The sequence below is a fragment of the Streptomyces sp. NPDC002032 genome (genome assembly GCF_042890765.1).
Lineage (GTDB): Bacteria > Actinomycetota > Actinomycetes > Streptomycetales > Streptomycetaceae > Streptomyces.
This window is the reverse complement of record NZ_JBIASM010000002.1, coordinates 68,838-83,177: the sequence shown is the minus strand read 5'-3', so window position 1 is coordinate 83,177 and position 14,340 is coordinate 68,838. Positions and strand designations below refer to the sequence as shown.

The following is a 14,340-nucleotide window of genomic DNA, read 5'->3' as shown; positions in this document are numbered from 1 at the left end:
AACGCCGGACCCGAAAGAACGCCGGACCGGCCCCCGCGCGTGCGGGGGCCGGTCCGGGGGAAAACAGGGGAGCCGGGGAGCCGGGGAGCCGGGGATCCGGGGATCCGGGGATCAGATGGTCGAGGCGTCGATGACGAAGCGGTAGCGCACGTCGCTGGCCACGACCCGCTCGTACGCCTCGTTGACCTCCTCGGCGGCGATGACCTCGATCTCCGAGCCCAGCCCGTGCTCGGCGCAGAAGTCGAGCATCTCCTGGGTCTCCGCGATGCCGCCGATCATCGACCCGGCCAGGGTCTTGCGGCCGCCGATGACGGAGAACAGGTTCAGCGAGACCGGCTCCTCCGGGGCGCCGACGTTCACGAACGCGCCGTCGACCTTCAGCAGGCCCAGGTAGGCGTCCAGCGGCAGCGGCGCCGAGACGGTGGAGACGATCAGGTCGAAGCTGCCGGCGAGCTTCTCGAAGGTGGTCTCGTCGCTCGTCGCGTAGTAGTGGGAGGCGCCCAGCCGCAGGCCGTCCTCCTTCTTGCGCAGGCTCTGCGACAGGACGGTGACCTCCGCGCCGAGCGCGGCGGCGATCTTCACGCCCATGTGGCCGAGGCCGCCGAGGCCGACGACGGCGACCTTCTTGCCCGGGCCCGCTCCCCAGTGGCGCAGCGGGGAGTAGAGGGTGATGCCGGCGCACAGCAGCGGGGCGGCCACGTCGAGGGCGAGGCCCTCGGGGATGCGGACGGTGTAGTTCTCGTCGACGACGATGTGGGTGGCGTAGCCGCCGTAGGTGGGCTCGCCGTCCTTGCCGACGGCGTTGTACGTGCCGGTCATGCCCTTGACGCAGTGCTGCTCCTGCCCGCGCCGGCAGTACTCGCACTCCCGGCAGGAGTCGACCATGCAGCCGACGCCCACCCGGTCCCCGACGGCGAACTTGGTGACGCCCGGACCGACCTCGGCGACGATCCCGGCGATCTCGTGGCCCGGGACCATCGGGAAGATGCCCTCGCCCCAGCCGTCACGGGCCTGGTGGATGTCGGAGTGGCAGATGCCGGCGAACTTGATGTCGATGAGCACGTCGTGCTCGCCCACCGGACGGCGCGGGACGGTGGTGCGCTCCAGCGGGGCCTTGGGGGCGGGAGCGGCGTAGGCGGCGACCTGGGTGACGGACATGGGGTGATCTCCTCGGACGAGGACGCGCGGCCCGGGGGTGGAAGCGGGCCGCGGCGTCCGTGCAGCGTTGGTGCGGTGCGCCCCACGATGCCGCTTTTGGCGCGGGCCACCCAGCCCCCTGCCGAGCCTAGGACTGCTGGACCTACCCCTGGCGGGGTCAGGATGACCCCCGCGTCCGGTATCCCCTCCGGGGATACTTGCGCTATGGATCACCTCGATCAGCGCGCCGAACTGGGAGAGTTCCTCCGCACCCGCCGGGCCCGGCTGCGGCCCGAGGACGTGGGCCTGCCGGACTACGGGCGCCACCGCCGGGTGCCGGGGCTGCGCCGCGAGGAGCTGGCGCAGCTGGCCGGGGTGTCGGTGGCGTACTACACCCGGCTCGAACAGGGACACGGCCAGAACGTGTCCGCGGAGGTGCTGGACGCCATCGCGCGGGCGCTGCGCCTGGACGGCACGGAGTCGGCGCACCTGAACCACCTGGCGAGCCCCCGCACCCGCAAGCGCAGCCGCCCGAGGCGCCCGCAGCAGGTCAGGCCGGGGCTGCGGTCGCTGCTGGAGGCGATGGACGGCGTACCGGCGTACCTGGTGGGGCGGCGGCAGGACGTCATCGGGTGGAACCCGCTGGCCGCGGCCGTCTTCGGGGACTTCGGGGCGATGCCGGCGGCCGAGCGGAACCTGGTGCGGCTGGTGTTCCTGGACCCGGCCACGGCGGAGCTGTTCGCGGACTGGGAGTGCCGGGCGTGCGAGGTGGTCAGCAACCTGCGCATGTACGCCGGCCAGTTCCCGGACGACGAGCAGCTCTCGGCGCTGGTCGGCGAGCTGTCGGTGAAGAACGAGGAGTTCCGGCGGCTGTGGGCGGCGCACACCGTCGCCGACAACAAGACGCACGGCGTGAAGCAGCTGCGGCACCCGCTGGTGGGCGCGCTGTCGCTGTCCTTCGAGACGCTGACGCTGCCCGACGATCCGGCGCAGTTCCTGGTGACCTACCACGCCGAGCCGGGCTCCCCGTCGGCGGACGCCCTGCGGATGCTGTCCTCCTGGTCGGCGCCCTCCCCCGCCCCTTCCCCCGCCCCTTCCCCCTCCCCGGCGCCGCCCGCGCCGGCCGAGAAGCAGGGCTGAGAGCGCCCGTCCCCCGCCCCCTACAGCCCTACAGCCCTACAGCCCCAGCTGGAAGAGGCCCGCGCCGCGCTCGCGGCGGTAGCCCAGGGCCTCGTTCACGGCCCGCATCGGGCCGTTGTCGTCGGCCACCGTGGTACCGATGCGGCGCAGCCCCGGGTGGCGGGCGGCGGCCCGCTCCAGCATCCGGAGCTTCACCGCCCGGCCGAGGCCCCGCCCCCGGTGCCCGGGGACGACGACGGTGTCGTACTGGAGTGCGCGCGGGCCCTGCGGGTCCGGCAGCACCAGCACGGTGTACGCGGCGACCTCCCCGGCGGGGGTGAGCGCCGCGACGGTCGTCAGCTCCCCGCCCCGGTCCAGGATGAGGCGCTGCGCGGCGTGCAGCCGCTCGGCCGTCCAGGGCCGGAACGCCTCGTCGCTGTCGCCGCTCGGCGCGTCCCGCATCGCCCCGTGGGCCACGGCGAGGGCCGGGGCCCAGGCGTCGGGGACCAGGCCGGACCAGGCCATGAGCTCGTAACCGGGGGTGGCGGGGGCGGCCGGGGCGGTGGCCGGCAGCTCCTGGACGTACCAGGCCATCGGCAGCACGTTGCGGAACCCGAGGGACTCGGCGAAGGCCTGCCCGGGCCCGCCGAGGTCGGCGACGGTGGCGACGGAGGTCCGGCCCTGGGCGAGCAGCTCCTCGCGGACCCGCTCCCACAGGGCCGTGCCCACGCCCCGCCGGCGCGCGTCGGGCCGTACGGTCAGCTCGTCGAGGAACGCGGCGTGGGTGTTGCCCTCCTCGGTGAAGAGCAGCAGGGCGGCCTGCCCGTCGCCCTCGGCGGTGGCCCAGCGGGCGACGTGGCCCCGGGCGGACGGCACCCGCAGCCGCCCGGCCGCCTCCACCCGGGCGGGAGGGGGCAGGCCGGGCAGGGCGGCCGCGTCGACGGCGTGGGCCGCGACCTGGACCGCCCACCAGGCGTCCACCTCGGCGTCGGCCAGGGGCCCGGACAGTGCGTTGATCTTCGTCATGCCCCGGACCCTAGGCGGTGTCCGGGGCGTGCGCTCAGGGGTTTTCGGTCACCGTGACCCGGCCGCCCCGGATGGTCGCGACGCGCGGGGCCCGGCGGGCGAGGGCGCTGTCGTGGGTGACCATCACGAAGGTCAGGCCGTGTTCCTTCCAGAGGCCCTCCAGCAGGTCCATGACCTCGTCGCGCATGGACTCGTCCAGGTTGCCGGTGGGCTCGTCGGCCAGCAGCACCTTGGGCTTCTTCACCAGCGCCCGCGCGATGGCGACGCGCTGCTGCTGGCCGCCGGACAGCTCGCCGGGCAGGTGTCCCGTCCGCTCGCCGAGCCCGACCGATTCCAGGGCCCCGGCGGCCCGCGCGCGCCGCTCGGCGGCTTTGAGGCGGAGGGGGACGAGGGCCGTCTCGACGTTCTCCTGCGCGGTCAGGGTCGGGATGAGGTTGAACGACTGGAAGACGAAGCCGATGCTCTCGGCGCGCACGCGGGTCAGGCGGGCCTCGGAGACGGTGGCCAGGTCGAGCCCGTCCAGGACGACTTGGCCGGCCGTGGGGCGGTCGAGCGCCCCGAGCATCTGGAGCAGGGTGGACTTGCCGCCGCCGGTGGGGCCCTGGATGACGAGCCGGCCGCCGTCCTCGATGGTCAGGTCGACACCGTCGAGCGCGTCGACGGTTTCCTTGCCGCGCCGGTAGCGCTTGGTGACTCCGGTGAGCTGGTACATCTGGTTCCCTCGGTTGCTGTGGGGGTACGCGGCCACGTGCGTGGCCGTACGGACGGACGCGGACGGGCGCGGACGGGCGGACGCGGACGGGCGGGCGCGGACGGGCGGACGCGGCGGCCGGGCGGGCACCCGGGGCCGGCGCCCGGCTACTCGACGCGGCGCAGGGCGTCCGCGGGCCGCAGCCGCGAGGCGCACCAGCCGCCGAAGCCGCCCGCGACGAGGCCGCCGGCCACCGCGAGGGCGACGGCCAGGCCGATGGTGGAGAGCGAGACGGGCGCGGTGAGGGCCACGTCCAGGGCCTTGCCGGCGGTGCGCCGGGCGGCGCCGCCGAACATGCGGGCCCCGCCGCCCCCGCCCCGGCCGCCGGCGCCCGCGAGCCGGGCGGTGAGGCTGGGGCTGACCGCAGTGATCACGTACGCGGCGCCGAGCCCGACGCCGATGCCGAGCACCCCGCCGATCAGTCCGTTGACCAGGGCTTCTCCGGCGACCTGCCGGGTGACGCGGCCGCTCGTCCAGCCGAGCGCCTTGAGGGTGCCGAACTCCCTGACCCGGCGGGAGACGGCGGAGGAGGTGAGCAGCCCGGCGACGAGGAAGGCGGCGGCGAGAACGGCGTAGGAGAGCCACGTCCCCACGGTGGAGGCCAGCGAAGAGGCCGTGGCGAGGGACCCGGAGACGGTGTCGGCGAGGTCGGCCGAGGTGGTGACGGTGGTGTCGGGGACGTTCTTCTGGATGGCCTGCTTGACGGAGCCGATGGCCTGGGAGTCCTCGGCCTGTACGTAGACCGTGGTGATCTTGTCGGCGGCCCCGGCGAGGGTCTGGGCCTGCCGGAGCGGGAGGTAGACGTTGGCGGTGGCGTCACCGCTGTCGGCGGTGGCGATGCCGATGACCTTGAACGGGGTGTTCTTGATGGTCAGCGTGGCGTCCACGGCGAGCTTGTTCTGGGTGGCGTACGCACGGTCCACGACGGCGACGGCGGTGTCGGCCTCGCCCGCCCGGAAGGTGCGGCCGGAGGTGATCTTCGAGGTGGTGAGGGGGCCGAGCGCGGGGTGCGCCACGTCGGCGCCGTAGACGGAGAAGGAGTTGACGTCGAAGTTCGCGCCGCCGCCTTCGACCGACCCGCCCTGACCACCGCCCGTACCGCCCTGGCCACCGCCCGCGCCGCCGCCGCCCGCGCCGCCGCCGCCCGCGCCGCCCCGGCCGGTTCCGGTACCGCCCTGGGAGTGCCTCAACTCGCCCCGCTTGAACTGGCCGTTGACCTTCATCACCTGGAGGCTGAGGCCGCCCACCGCCTGCGCGACCCCGCTCTGGCCGGACACCTTCCCGACGGTGGCCGCGTCGAGGGTCTGGAAGCCCTGAGGCATCACGATGTCGTGGCTCTGCTCGGCGTCCGCGTTCCCGTCGCCCTCGCCCTTGGCGTCGAACTGGAAGCGTGGTCTGGAGGGTTGTCCGTTCTCCCCCGGCGGGGTCTGCGCCTTGGTGACGGTCATGTCCGTGCCGAGGCCGTAGAGCGACTGGAGGACCTTGCCCTGGGCCGCGTTCATGCCCGCCGAGACGGAAGTGACCACGATGACGAGGGCGATGCCGAGGGCGAGCCCGGAGGCGACGACGAGCGCGGCCTTCCGGCGGCGGCGCAACTCGCGCCGGAGGTAGGTGAAGAACATGCGGCCGAAACTAGGCAGCACCCCTGATGGCCGGATAAGGCGCGGGTAAGAGTCGGATGAGAAGCACGGAAAAGCCGGACGGCGGGGACCCCTGGTGGGGTTCCCGCCGTCCGGCGTCAAAGCCGTCGCGCTGTCAGACCATCAGACCGTCAGGCCGTCAGGCCGTCAGGCCGTCAGGCCGTCAGGCCGTCAGGCCGTCAGGCCGTCAGGCCGTCAGATGCGGATCAGGCCGAGGGACCGGCCTTCCACTCCGCCCAGCTCATGTTCCAGCCGTTGAGGCCGTTGTCGGGCTTGACGGTCTTGTCCGGGGAGTTCATCACGGTGACCACGTCGCCGATGAGCGAGTTGTCGAAGAACCAGGCACCCGCGGTGTCCGGGTCGTTGGCGCCCTTGGAGTCGTTCAGACCGACGCAGCCGTGGCTCGTGTTCACGCTGCCGAAGATCGAATCGGATCCCCAGTAGTTGCCGTGGATGAAGGTGCCGGAGGTCGACAGCCGCATGGCGTGCGGGACGTCCTTGATGTCGTACTCGCCCTTGCCCTCACCGTTCTTGAAGCCGACGGTCGCGCCGTCCATCCGGGTCTCCTTGAACTTCTCGGAGATCACCATCTGGCCGTTGTACGTCGGGTTCTCCGGGGAGCCCGCCGAGATCGGGATGGTCTTGAGGACCTGCCCGTCCCGCGTGACCGTCATCTTCTTCGTCTTCGTGTCGACCGTGGAGACCTGGCTCCGGCCGATCTTGAAGTTGACCGTCTTGTTCTGGACGCCCTGGATGCCGGGAGCACCCTGCACGCCTTCCAGCGCCAGCTTCAGCGTGACGGTGGAGTTGGCCTTCCAGTACTCCTCCGGGCGGAAGTCGAGGCGCTGGTTGCCGAACCAGTGGCCGACGATCTCCTGACCGCTGCTGGAGGAGACGGTGATGGCCGCCTGGACGGCCTTCATGTCCTTGATCGGCTTGTTGAAGGTGATGGAGACCGGCATGCCCACGCCGACCGTCTCGCCCTCGTCCGGGATGTACGAGCCGATGAAGCTGTTCTCCGGGGACACCGTCGTGAAGGAGGCGTTCTCGTGCGCCTCGCGCCCGGCCTCGTCCTTCGCGGTCGCCGCCAGCGCGTACTTCGTGGAGCGCTTGAGCGCGCCCTCCGGCTTCCAGCTCTTGCCGTCGGTGGAGATCTTGCCGGCCACCGCCGTGCCGTCCGTGGTCTTCAGCTCGACCTTGGTGAGCGTACCGTCGCTGACGGTGACGTTCGTGGCGTCGTTCAGGCCGATGTTGGTCGCGCCGTCCTTGGGCGTGATGGCTATTCGCGCCTTGGAGGTGTCCTTGGCGGCCGCCGCGTCCACGTCTGCCTGCGACTTGCCCGTTTCGCCGTTGCCCTTTGCCTTCTCGTTGCCCGCGTCGTTGCAGGCCGAGAGCATCAGTACGCCGCCGAGCACGGCGGATACGGCCACCAGGGACCGCCTCCGCCGCTTGCTGTACGTCCTCACACGTCACTCCATCGTTGCCGGAAACCCCGAGGCTGCATTCCCGAGATCGGGCCGGGCAGGGGCGTGAACCCCTGCTCGTCCTGACAACGCGTTACGACGCGGAACGGTTCCACATTCCGTTCGGATGTGTGCAACCCCACGGTCAGGCGTTGTCGGCCTCTTCCTCGAAGTCACCATCTTCCTCGTCCAGGTCCCACTCCAGCGACTCGGGGTCGTATTCGACCGGTTCGCTGCTCCAGGAGGCCTGCGCCAGCTCCACTCCCGACAGCTCCGCGACCAGGTCGGTGGGGTCCACCAGGTAGGCCAGGGCCTCCGATTCGTCCTCCCGCACGGCCGACTCGGCGTGCCCGCGCTCCTCGTCAGGCATGAACTCGTCGGCCTTGATGTGCGCGAGGGCCGCTCCGATCAGGGCATCGGAATCGGTCACCTCCAGCACCAAATCCACCCGAAGCCGTACGTATCGTGATGTCTCAGAAGGGTTCATACGACGGAGAGTAAGCCCGCGACAGCCTCGACTTTCCCGCGACCCGCCCCTTTCACTAGCATCTGCCCACACGGCCAATTCGCTGCTTCCGCAAGGGGGATCGCACCGTGTCCGCACCTCGACCGCTGCTCACCGCTCTCGGAGCGACCACCCTCCTCGCCGCCCTCTGGTTCGTCCCGTCGGCGAACGCCACGGCCCCCGGACATCCGGCGGGCACCTCCGGCGCGCCCGCCGCCGCCAACACGGGCACCGTCACCGGCACCGGTACGGGCACCGGCAGCATCGCCGGGGCCGGCGAGCCGGAGGAGGGCACCGCCGTGGTCACCCTCTCGCTCGCCGACACCGGCGGCGTCGACACCACCCCGTACGTGCTGGGCGGCACGCTCTGCCTGGGCGTGGGGGCCGGGTTCGTGGCCTTCTCCGTACGCCGCTCGCGCGTCCAGTAGCCGTACCGCGCCGTACTGCGCCCTACGCGAAGGGCCGCGCCCCCGGGGATCGGATCCCCGGGGGCGCGGCCCTCGTACGGCTGCCGGTCGCCCCGGCGTCGTCAGGCGAGCGGGCGTCTCAGGCCAGCGGGCCCGTCACCGGCTCCACGGCGGCCACGAGCGCGCCCGCGCGCACGAAGGCGTCGGCGGCGGCCAGGTCGGGGGCGAGGAAGCGGTCCGGCCCCGGACCCTCCACGCCCGCCGCCCGCACGGCCTCGATCGCCGCGCGGCTGGCCGGCGCCGGGGTGAGGTGCTGGCGCAGCTCGATGGCGCGGGTGGCGGCGTAGAGCTCGATGGCGATGATCCGCGTCAGGTTGTCGATCGAGGTACGGAGCTTGCGCGCGGCCGACCACCCCATGGAGACGTGGTCCTCCTGCATGGCGGAGGACGGGATCGAGTCGGCGGAGGCCGGCACGGCGAGCCGCTTCATCTCGCTGACCAGGGCCGCCTGCGTGTACTGGGCGATCATCAGACCGGAGTCCACGCCGGCGTCGTCCGCGAGGAACGGCGGCAGGCCGTGGCTGCGGTTCTTGTCGAGGAGGCGGTCGGTGCGGCGCTCGGCGATGGAGCCGAGGTCGGCGGCGGCGATGGCCAGGAAGTCCAGGACGTACGCGACCGGGGCGCCGTGGAAGTTGCCGTTGGACTCCACGCGCCCGTCGGGCAGCACCACCGGGTTGTCGACGGCGGCGGCCAGCTCACGGGAGGCGACCAGCGCGGCGTGCGCCAGCGTGTCGCGGCCGGCGCCGGCGACCTGCGGGGCGCAGCGCACGGAGTAGGCGTCCTGCACGCGCGGAGCGGACTCCTCCTGGAAGTGCCCGGTCAGCCCGGACCCCTTCAGCACGGCGGCCATGTTGGCGGCGGAGGCGCTCTGACCGGGGTGCGGGCGGATGGCGTGCAGCTCGGGCTGGAGGACCTTCTCGCTGCCGAGCAGGGCCTCCAGCGTCAGCGCGGCGGTGATGTCGGCGGAGGTGTACAGGGTGGCGAGGTCGGCCAGGGCCATGACCAGCATGCCGAGCATGCCGTCGGTGCCGTTGAGGAGGGCGAGGCCCTCCTTCTCGCGCAGTTCGACGGGCTCGATCCCGGCCTCGGCGAGCAGTTCCCCGGCGGGGCGGACGGTGCCGTCGGGGCCCTCGGCGTCGCCCTCGCCCATCAGCGCCAGGGCGCAGTGGGAGAGCGGGGCGAGGTCGCCGGAGCAGCCGAGGGAGCCGTACTCGTGGACGACGGGGGTGATCCCGGCGTTGAGCACGTCGGCCATGGTCTGGGCGACGGAGGGGCGCACGCCGGTGTGCCCGGAGGCCACCGTCTTCAGGCGCAGGAACATCAGGGCGCGCACGACCTCCCGCTCGACGCGCGGGCCCATGCCGGCGGCGTGCGAGCGGACGATGTTGCGCTGGAGCTGCGCGCGCAGCTCGGGGCTGATGTGCCGGGAGGCGAGGGCGCCGAAGCCGGTGGAGACCCCGTAGACGGGCTCGGGCTTGGCGGCGAGCGCGTCGACGATCCCGCGAGCGTGGGCGAGGGCGTCGAGCGCCTCGCCGGACAGCTCGACCCGCGCGTTGTCCCGGGCGACCGCGATGACGTCCTCGGCGGTGGTCCCGGACGTCCCCACCACGACAGTGTGCATATCCATATTCAGCACCCTACGGACTGAATCCCAACCTGTCACTAGCCAAAATTGTCACGATCCCGCCAGGGGTGCGCCCCTTACCGGAACCTCGCTCGGAGCCGGCCGTCCGGGGCGCCCCCGAGGCCCGCCTGGGGGGCGGCTCGCGCGGGGCGGGCCCCTCACTGCCGTCCCCGGAACCGGCGGCGCTCCCCCGGCGCCTCGCGGGCGGCGGCCGCGTCGGCCAGGCGGACCACCGCCGTGTCGCGCCCCGCCACCACCGGCCCCGCCGACCGCGCCGCCTTCGCCTTGTACTGCGCCGCGTCCGCCAGCCGGAACAGCCGGCGCGAGGACTGCACGGGCCCGATCGGGTCCCCCGTCGAGGCGACTCCGCAGGCCACCCCCTCGCCCAGCTCCAGCTCGGCGGCCCGGACGCAGACCTCCTCGGTCACCCGTACCACCTCGTCGGCCGAGGGACCCGAGCTGACCAGGCAGAACTCGTCCCCGCCCAGGCGGGCGACCAGCGCACCCGCCAGCATGGCCCCGCACAGGCTCAGCACCGATCCGAACCGCTCCAGCAGCCGGTCCCCCGTCGCGTGTCCGAGGGTGTCGTTGACCTTCTTGAGGCCGTTCAGGTCACACACGACCAGGCTCACCACCGCACCGGTGCGCCGGTGCTCCTCCAGCGCCTCGTCCAGCCGCATGTCCACGGCCCGCCGGTTCGCGAGCCCGGTCAGCGGGTCGGTGAAGGCCAGCCGGCGCGCCTCCTCCAGCCGCTCGTTCTGCGCGAGGCCGGCCGCGACCACCGCCGCCAGCACCGTCGCGAACTCGGCGTCGTCCCCGTCGAAGTCCGCCAGCCCTTCGTCGCGGGCCACGTACAGCTCGCCCCAGGCGCGCCCGCTCAGCACGATCGGCGCGACCACGCAGGTACCCCGCCCGCGCCGGCGCAGGGCCTCGCCCCGGCGGCCGGGGCGCTCGCCCACCGCGCTCTCGACCCAGGCGTGCGGCCCGCCGCCGCCGGCCCAGCGCTCGTGCAGGAACTCAGTGATCTCCGGGAAGTCGTGCACGGGATAGGACTCGTCGTCGGGGAACTCCTCCTCCCCGGCCCGCCGCTCCCCCTCGTTCACCAGGACGCGCAGCCGCCCCCGCTCGCGCTCCCAGGCGGAGATCGCGGCGAACGACCCGTCCATGGCCAGCCGCGCGCCCCGCGCGGCGGCCCGGACGCTGTCCCGCGGCGCGCACGCCGCCGCCATGGCCTGCGCGAGTTCCACGACGGCCCGAAGCCGCCCGTCAACTCCCATCACCCCAGGTTAGGGGTTTTGTCCGATTTAGTGACAATGGGCGCGTCGTTCGGCAGCAGCAAGATCACCACGGACGCGGCCCCGGCCCGGCCGGGGACGCGCGGTGGCTACTCCCCGGGCCAGTTCGGCCGGCGCTTCTCGTTGAACGCCGCCACGCCCTCGGCCCGGTCCCCCGAGAAGGCCACCGTCCGCCAGGCCGCGTCCTCGATCTCCAGCCCGGCCGCCAGGTCCATCCCGTGCCCCAGCCGCAGCGCCCGCTTGGCCGCGCGCAGCCCGACCGGGGAGTTCGCCGCCATCGCCGCCGCCAGCTCCAGGGCCCGCTCGCGGTCCTCGCCCGCCGGGGCCACCGAGTCCACCAGGCCCAGCGACAGGGCCTCCGCGGCCTCCACCCGGCGCGCCGTGAAGATCAGCTCGGCCGCGCGGGCCGCCCCGACCCGCCGGGGCAGCAGCTGCGTACCGCCGCCGCCCGGGATCACGCCCACCGACACCTCGGGCAGCCCGACCACCGCCGTCTCGTCGGCCACGATCACGTCGCAGGCCAGCGCCAGCTCGAAGCCGCCGCCCAGGGCGAAGCCGTGCACCGCGGCGACGGTCGGCATCGGCAGCTCCAGCACGCCCCCGTAGGCGCCGCGGGCGGTCGGCCGCTGGCGCACCAGCTCGGCGTCCGAGAAGGAGTTGCGCTCCTTGAGGTCGGCGCCCACGCAGAAGGCCCGCTCATGGGTGGAGGAGAGCACGACGACCCGTACCGAGGCATCGGCGGCCAGCGCCGCGCAGGCGGCCCCGATGGACCGCGCCATCTCGGTGGACACGGCGTTCATCGCCTTGGGACGGTCCAGCACCAACTCGGCGACGACTCCGCCGTCGCCGTGGCGCCGCACCCCGACGAACTCCCCGAACCGGACCTCGTCCACAGCCACGCCACCCTCCCGGTTAACGAACGTTACCCGGGGATCTTAGGCGCCCTGCGCGTCAGCGACCAGGGCTCCACGACACCCAGACCGCGCACCGGCCGCTGCCACATCGGCTGGAGCGCGAAGCGGTACGCGCCGCCGCCCTCCTCGGTCTCGGCGTCCTTCTCCGACTTCGGCGCGGCCCCCGTACGGCTCAGCTCCTCGGCCATGGCGCCGTCCACCAGCACCGCGTCCTTGGGGGCTATGGAGGTCAGCCGCGAGGCCAGGTTCACCGTGGTCCCGAAGACGTCGCCCATCCGGGTCGTCACCGTGCCGAAGGCGATGCCCACCCGCAGTTCCGGCATCTGCGGGTCGGCCTCCATCGTCTCGATCAGCCGCAGCGCGATCTCCGCCGCCGTCGAGGCGTCGTCGGCGGCGTACAGCACCTCGTCGCCCAGCGTCTTGATCAGCCGGCCGCCGTGCGCCGCCACCAGGTCCGCCGCCGTCGTCTCGAAGGCCTCGACCAGCTCGCCGAGCTCCTCCTCCTCCAGGCGCCGGGTCAGCCGCGTGAAGCCCACCAGGTCCGCGAAGCCCACCGCGAGGCGCCGGTCGACCATCTCCTCGTCGTCCGCGACCTGCACGACCCGGCCCGTGGCCGCCGCCAGCTGGCGGCGCCACACGTAGACCAGGAACTCCTCCAGCTCCGGCAGCAGCAGCTCGACCAGCGGGTACGTGACCTCGGTACGGGTCATCCCCGGCTCCGGGGGCTCCGTCAGGCCCTCCAGGAACGAGTCGATCTGCCACTCCGCCAGCCGGGCGGTGGTCTGCCCCGTGGAACGGGCCACCTGCACCGCCATCGGCTCGCTCAGCAGCCCCGCCTCGACGAGACCGGCCAGCCGCCGCAGGGCCAGTACGTCGGCCTCCGTCAGGGCCTTGGCCTGCCCGATGTCCGCGAAGCCCATCGCCCGCCAGAAGCGCGAGGCCAGCTCCATCGACACCCCGGCGCTGCGGGCGGCCTGGAACGGCGTGTACCGCCGCTCGGCGCCCAGGATCAGCTGCTCCAGCCGGATGGCGAGCGGATCGGCGGTGGGCTGGGCGGTGTGGTCCACCTCGTGCAGGGGAGTGTGCTGGTCACGCCCGATGGGGGTGCCGTGACCGCCCCCGGAGCCCGATCCGGACGGGGACGCGCCGGACGAAGAGTCGTCGACGGTCAAGGGCCGCCTCCTGTCCATTCCGTGCGCACTGCGAAACCGGGTGATCACCGCGGGACCGGGATCGCCTAAACCATACGGCAGGTGTGCCGTAGCTCACTCCCCATCCTCGGGGCGGACGGTTTCCGGCGCCTCCGCCCGCGATCCGGGCCCGGGGCCCTGGGGGCCCGGCCCCGGGCGGGGCGCCGGCCGAGCCCCCCGCCCCGGCCGCCCCGGGTCCCGCCCCCGCCCCGGCCCGGCCCCGCCGGGGTCAGCGCACGGAGCGCAGGTGCACCACGTCCCCCGCCCCGACGGCCTCCCGCTCGCCCTCCGGGGTCCGGATCACCAGCCGCCCGTCCGCGTCCAGCGCTTCGGCCGTTCCGGTGAGCGTGCGCCCGCCGGGCAGCTCCGCGCGGACGTGGCGGCCCAGCGTCGCGCAGCCGGCCGCGTACGCCTCCTGGAGCCCGCACTCCGCGGGGTCGCCGCCGGCCTCGCGCCACTTCCCGTACCACTCCTCCAGGGACCGCAGCACGGCCTTGAGCAGCGGCTCCCGGTCGGTCACCGTCGCCTTGGCCAGCAGCAACGACCCGGCGGCCGGTACGGGCAGCTCGTCCTCGGTGAGGGTGACGTTGAGCCCGATCCCGACGACGACCCCGTCCCCGACCCGCTCCGCGAGGATGCCGCCGGTCTTGCGCTCCTCGCCCTCCACCGCGACCAGCAGGTCGTTGGGCCACTTGAGCTCGGTGTCCACGCCCGCCGCCCGGGACAGCCCCTGCGCCGCGGCCACCCCGGCCAGCAGCGTCAGCCACCCCCACCGCTCCTGCGGCACGCCCGCGCCCGGCTTCAGCAGGACGGAGAAGAACAGCCCCGACCGGGCCGGTGCCGTCCAGGTACGGTCCAGGCGACCGCGCCCCGCGCTCTGCTCCTCGGCGACCAGCACGGCCCCCTCCGGCAGCCGCGCGGCCCGCGCCGCGAGATCGGTGTTGGTGGACCCGGTGGCGGGGACCACCTCCAGGGAAGTCCACAGCCCGCCCTCGACGACGAGGGCCCGGCTCAGCGCCGCGGCATTGAGGGGAGGCCGGTCCAAGCTCGACCAGCGTCCGGCGGAAGCTCCGGCTGAAGCATCTGATGGCGTCATGCAAGCCAATGTAGGTGTGTCAAACGCCGCACTGCCGAGCGCCATGCCCGCCGATACGCTACGCACCAGTAGCCAGCAGCAGTCATTCAATTGACCAGGCAGTTGACACCACA

At 73.4% G+C, this 14,340-nt stretch carries 13 protein-coding genes; 2 read left to right on the top strand and 11 right to left on the bottom strand.

The features are described 5' to 3' along the window. Window positions 1-111 precede the first annotated feature (111 nt). Window positions 112-1,158, bottom strand: coding sequence for an NAD(P)-dependent alcohol dehydrogenase (locus ACFYYT_RS04490; protein ID WP_351823042.1), 1,047 nt, complete (start codon window positions 1,156-1,158; stop codon window positions 112-114). Between the two features lie 204 nt (window positions 1,159-1,362). On the opposite strand from ACFYYT_RS04490, the gene ACFYYT_RS04485 reads away from it, so the two are divergent. Continuing rightward, complete coding sequence (locus ACFYYT_RS04485; RefSeq protein ID WP_351823039.1) at window positions 1,363-2,277, top strand: helix-turn-helix transcriptional regulator; 915 nt, start codon at window positions 1,363-1,365, stop codon at window positions 2,275-2,277. A gap of 36 nt (window positions 2,278-2,313) precedes the next feature. On the opposite strand, the gene ACFYYT_RS04480 is transcribed toward ACFYYT_RS04485, so the two are convergent. The 5 genes from ACFYYT_RS04480 to ACFYYT_RS04460 form a co-directional block, all read right to left on the bottom strand. After that, a complete protein-coding gene (locus ACFYYT_RS04480; protein WP_351823036.1) occupies window positions 2,314-3,282 on the bottom strand; it encodes a GNAT family N-acetyltransferase in 969 nt (322 codons plus the stop codon). Between the two features lie 34 nt (window positions 3,283-3,316). Continuing rightward, window positions 3,317-3,994 (bottom strand): ABC transporter ATP-binding protein, encoded by a 678-nt coding sequence (locus ACFYYT_RS04475; protein ID WP_351823116.1) that lies wholly within the window; start codon window positions 3,992-3,994, stop codon window positions 3,317-3,319. Window positions 3,995-4,140: 146 nt separating this feature from the next. Beyond that, entirely contained in the window at window positions 4,141-5,655 is a 1,515-nt protein-coding gene (locus ACFYYT_RS04470) for an ABC transporter permease (RefSeq protein WP_351823033.1), read from the bottom strand. Between the two features lie 224 nt (window positions 5,656-5,879). After that, window positions 5,880-7,139, bottom strand: a complete 1,260-nt coding sequence (locus ACFYYT_RS04465) for an Ig-like domain-containing protein (protein WP_351823030.1) — start codon at window positions 7,137-7,139, stop codon at window positions 5,880-5,882. Between the two features lie 142 nt (window positions 7,140-7,281). Next, entirely contained in the window at window positions 7,282-7,566 is a 285-nt protein-coding gene (locus ACFYYT_RS04460; RefSeq protein ID WP_351823027.1) for a hypothetical protein, read from the bottom strand. A 164-nt stretch (window positions 7,567-7,730) separates the two neighbouring features. Between ACFYYT_RS04460 and ACFYYT_RS04455 the strand changes: the two genes are divergently transcribed. Beyond that, the gene (locus tag ACFYYT_RS04455) at window positions 7,731-8,069 is read left to right on the top strand and encodes a hypothetical protein (protein WP_351823024.1); all 339 of its coding nucleotides are present in this window, start codon (window positions 7,731-7,733) and stop codon (window positions 8,067-8,069) included. Window positions 8,070-8,187: 118 nt separating this feature from the next. Here the strand turns inward: ACFYYT_RS04455 and hutH are convergent, their stop codons facing one another. The 5 genes from hutH to ACFYYT_RS04430 all read right to left on the bottom strand — a co-directional run bounded on the left by hutH (window position 8,188) and on the right by ACFYYT_RS04430 (window position 14,227). Beyond that, window positions 8,188-9,729, bottom strand: coding sequence for a histidine ammonia-lyase (gene hutH / locus ACFYYT_RS04450; RefSeq protein WP_351823113.1), 1,542 nt, complete (start codon window positions 9,727-9,729; stop codon window positions 8,188-8,190). A gap of 161 nt (window positions 9,730-9,890) precedes the next feature. Then, window positions 9,891-11,009, bottom strand: coding sequence for a GGDEF domain-containing protein (locus tag ACFYYT_RS04445; RefSeq protein ID WP_351823021.1), 1,119 nt, complete (start codon window positions 11,007-11,009; stop codon window positions 9,891-9,893). Between the two features lie 107 nt (window positions 11,010-11,116). Next, entirely contained in the window at window positions 11,117-11,920 is an 804-nt protein-coding gene (locus ACFYYT_RS04440) for an enoyl-CoA hydratase-related protein (protein WP_351823110.1), read from the bottom strand. Window positions 11,921-11,949: 29 nt separating this feature from the next. After that, window positions 11,950-13,113, bottom strand: a complete 1,164-nt coding sequence (locus ACFYYT_RS04435; RefSeq protein ID WP_385323373.1) for an adenylate/guanylate cyclase domain-containing protein — start codon at window positions 13,111-13,113, stop codon at window positions 11,950-11,952. A gap of 247 nt (window positions 13,114-13,360) precedes the next feature. Next, window positions 13,361-14,227 (bottom strand): biotin--[acetyl-CoA-carboxylase] ligase, encoded by an 867-nt coding sequence (locus ACFYYT_RS04430; protein WP_351823018.1) that lies wholly within the window; start codon window positions 14,225-14,227, stop codon window positions 13,361-13,363. Between the last annotated feature and the right edge of the window lie 113 nt (window positions 14,228-14,340).